The organism is Streptomyces sp. NRRL WC-3618 (assembly GCF_001280005.1).
In the GTDB taxonomy this organism is placed as follows: domain Bacteria; phylum Actinomycetota; class Actinomycetes; order Streptomycetales; family Streptomycetaceae; genus Streptomyces.
Genome location: NZ_LGDW01000180.1, coordinates 1 through 3,414, shown reverse-complemented (window position 1 = coordinate 3,414; position 3,414 = coordinate 1). Strand labels below are relative to the sequence as shown.

Below are 3,414 nucleotides of genomic sequence, written 5' to 3'. Positions count from 1 at the left end.
GGATGTGGCGGGTGGTGAGTTTGGCTTGTTTGAGTGCTCTGCGGGCTTCGCCGTTGGTCATGGGTTTGCGGGCGGCGCGGCGGCTGCGGGCTTCGTCGGCGAGGGTGATCTGCCGGGATAGGAGGAGTGCCTCGGCGCAGCGGCCGGTGGCGCGGTCGCGTTGGGCGCTGGTGAGGGTGTCGAGGAAGTCCTGGACGAGTGGGTGCAGGGCGGGTGGTTGGTCGGCGCGGGCTGCTGTGCCGGTGAGGGTGGCGCCGCGTACGGAGAGGGCGGCGGCGACGGTGGGGAGTATGCCGTCGCGGCGGTGGCGGAGGGTGGGGATGTGGGGGGTGTCGCTGCTGCTCCAGCCGACGCGTGGGTCGCCGCCGGGTCTGCCGGCTGTGCCGGGTGTGGCGGGTGCGGGTGTTCCCGTTGGGCTTGTTGGCGGCCGTTCGGACGGCCGTCCTTGGGTCCCTGTCTGTGTCGCGTTCATGATTGTCATCCCCTCCGGTGCCTCCCCCGTGCGTCTTCCCGGCGGTCACAGAGTGCCAAATGGCGTGGCTGGTGCGGTAGCTGGGGCGGTGTGACACGCCAGGGCTTCGCCGTACCGTCACGGCAGGGTGACGGCAGGTCACGGAAGGCGGGGGTGGGTGGCTGGCGCCGGTGACCGGTGTCGGCGTACCGCATAGGCTGTCGGGCAGCCGCGATCCGCAGCGCCGTCCGGGCCGCTGTCCGTACTGATGTGCTGACAGGAGGCACGGGGGTGATGCGGCGTGACGTGATGTGACAGACGTGCGGGTCGTACTGACGTACGGGCCTTAGAGAGCGCCGCAGGGGGCAACCGCCATGACGACAGGTCGGCTCGGTCAGCGAGCCGTGCCGCCGAACGCGGCCTATGCCGGGCAGGTCGTGCACTTCCCGGATCCGGTACGGGCCACTCGGCATCCGAGAGGGGTGCGGGTCGACGAGGGCGGATATCCCGACTTCTCGCTCTACGCGCGTGCGGTGGCGGAGATCGCCGAGCCGCCGGAGGGTTTCGGCGTCGACGAGTTGCGGCTGACGGACTACGTGTCGGCGAACGCGGCGCTGGCGGCGTCCGGGCATGAGTTGTGGGACACGATTCCGGCGGTGGCGACTCCGCACGGCTGGACGTGGCATCACGTTCCGGGCGGGCGGCGGTTGGAGCTTGTTCCGGTCGAGGTGAAGGCGCTGTTGCGGCATCACGGTGGGATCGCGACGTCGCCGGTCGACCAGCACAAGCGGGGTACGCGGCCGTTGCAGGAGACGCGGCCCGCGCATTTCGCGTTGCCGAAGTCGGCGGTGGCGGTGACCGAGCAGCAGGTGCAGGGTGTCGAGGAGGACCTCGGTTATCGGCTGCCGGGGGCGTACCGGTCGTTCCTGAAGGCGGCGGGCGGGTGTGCGCCGGTGGGTGCGGCGCTCGACGCCGAGCTGGGGCTGCTGGTGGATCAGCCGTTCTTCACGGTGCGGGACGAGGCGGCGGTGAACGACCTCGTGTATGTCAACAAGTGTCTGCGTGATCATTTGACGAAGGACTATCTGGGTGTGGGTTTCGTCCAGGGCGGTCTGCTGGCGGTGAAGGTGAAGGGTGAGCGGCCCGGTTCGGTGTGGTTCTGCGCGTACGACGATGCGCGGGATGTCGATCCGACGTGGCCGCCGGCGGACCGGGTGCAGCGGTTGCTGTTGCCGTGCGGCGACGACTTCGACGAGTTCCTGTCCCGGCTCGCGGGTAATCCGCCGGAGCTGGAGACGGTGGCGAACCTGATGGTGGACGGCGGTTTCGCGCGGGTGGTTCCGGTGCCGTCCCAGGCGGTTTCGGCCTCTTCTGCGTCTTCGGTGGGGGAGTGAACTGACCGATGGTGACTTTCGCGCAGGCGCAGGAGCGCGCCGAGGAATGGGTCAACGGGGATGTGCCGTCGTATCAGCACCGGGAGGTGCGGGTGCGGGAGTTCGAGCTCGGGTTCGTGGTCTGGGCGGAGGACCGTGCGGAGGGTCCGCGTTCGGACGGCGGTGCGCAGCGGCTGGTTCTCGCGCGGGACAGCGGTGAGGCCACGCTGTGGCCCGCGTTGCCGGTGGGTGAGGTGATTCGCCGGTACGAGGAGGAGTACGGCCGTTCGGCGGCCGTGGAGGACGCGGTGCCGGCGCCTCCGGCGAGGGTGGACCTGAACCAGACGTCGTTCCTGCTGACTCCGCCGGAGTGGTTGCAGGAGGCGGCGGACAGGTTGGGGATTCCGGATCGGCGGGCGGACTCCCCGGCGGGGGGCGGCGGGACCGCGACCCCGTCCTCTCCGGCTCCGGCTGCTTCCCCGGAGCCCCCGGCTCCCCCGACTCCCTCGGTTTCTGTGGCCTCTTCGGCTACCGGGGCCACGCCCTGGACCGGGACCGACACCACCAGCGTGGACGCGGGAGAGGACCGTTCCGTGCCGCTGCCGGCGACGGTGTTCGCGCCGCCGCTGAGCGAGGACGTTCCGCGCTCGCGGGATGCCTTCGACGGGGGTCTGGCTCCGACGTACGGGTATCCGCAGGGGGCGAGTGGTTCCTCGTACGGGTATCCCCAGGGGGCGTCCAGTCCGCCGGGGCGTGCCCTCGCGTCCAACGCGGGTGAGATCGCCGACGCGGCGACCAGCAAGGCGCCGCCGCCACGTGGCAGCCGGGGCGCGAGCGCCCCGCCTCCGCCGGGCGCACCGGGAACTCCGGGCGCGCGCCCGGGAGTTGCGTCGCCTCCGGCGGGGCCTGGGCCGACGCCTGGTCCGGCGGGTGGGTATGTGCCCACGCAGTTCGTGTCGCAGCTCAGGGAGGGTGACTTCGACGAGGGGGCGGATGGGGTGAATCCGCCGGGTGCGCCGGGTGCTGCGCCCGGTGTCCCGGGGGTTCCGGGGGTTCCGAATCCGCCCGGTCACTCGCCCGGGGGCGCGGCTCCTGGGGGCGTTGATCACGCCGCGACGATGTTCGCCGACCCGGGGCGGCCCGGTGGGCCTGGTGTGCCCCAGCCTCCGGCGGCTCCCGCGGTTCCGGGCGCCGCGCAGGTTCCGGGCGCGCCGAAGCCGCCCGGCGCTCCGGGCGCCCCGCACCGGCCCGGCGTTCCGCCCTCGCCCGGGGGTACGCCTCCCGGTGGAGTGCACCAGGCGGCGACGATGTTCGCCGACCCTGGTCAGGGCGGCCCCGGCAACGTGCCCCGCCCGCCGGGTCCTCCTGGTGCTCCGCAGCCGCCGGGTGCGCCAGGCGGACCGTCCGCTCCCGCTGCTCCCGGCGTCCCTGGGGCCCCCGACGCCGTGCACCGTGCCGAGACGATGCTGGCCGGTCCCCCGGTCGGCGGCCCCCGCATGCCCCCGCCGCCCCCGGCTGCCGGTGTGCCCGGAGCCCCGGGTGCGCCGGGCGCTCCCGGTTTCCCGGGCACACCTCCGCCCGCCCCCCAGC

Annotated in this window: 2 protein-coding genes and 1 pseudogene; 2 read left to right on the top strand and 1 reads right to left on the bottom strand. The window is 73.0% G+C overall.

Going from position 1 to position 3,414, the window contains the following annotated elements:
- Nucleotides 1-481, bottom strand: a 481-nt coding sequence (locus tag ADL01_RS18510) for a YwqJ-related putative deaminase (protein WP_053743118.1), incomplete at its 3' end; no start/stop codon positions are given.
- A 344-nt stretch (nucleotides 482-825) separates the two neighbouring features.
- On the opposite strand from ADL01_RS18510, the gene ADL01_RS18505 reads away from it, so the two are divergent.
- Together ADL01_RS18505 and ADL01_RS46295 are read left to right on the top strand one after the other, a co-directional pair.
- A complete protein-coding gene (locus ADL01_RS18505) occupies nucleotides 826-1,845 on the top strand; it encodes an SMI1/KNR4 family protein (RefSeq protein ID WP_053743117.1) in 1,020 nt (339 codons plus the stop codon).
- Between the two features lie 8 nt (nucleotides 1,846-1,853).
- Nucleotides 1,854-3,414: pseudogene (locus ADL01_RS46295) on the top strand (hypothetical protein); the annotation flags it as partial.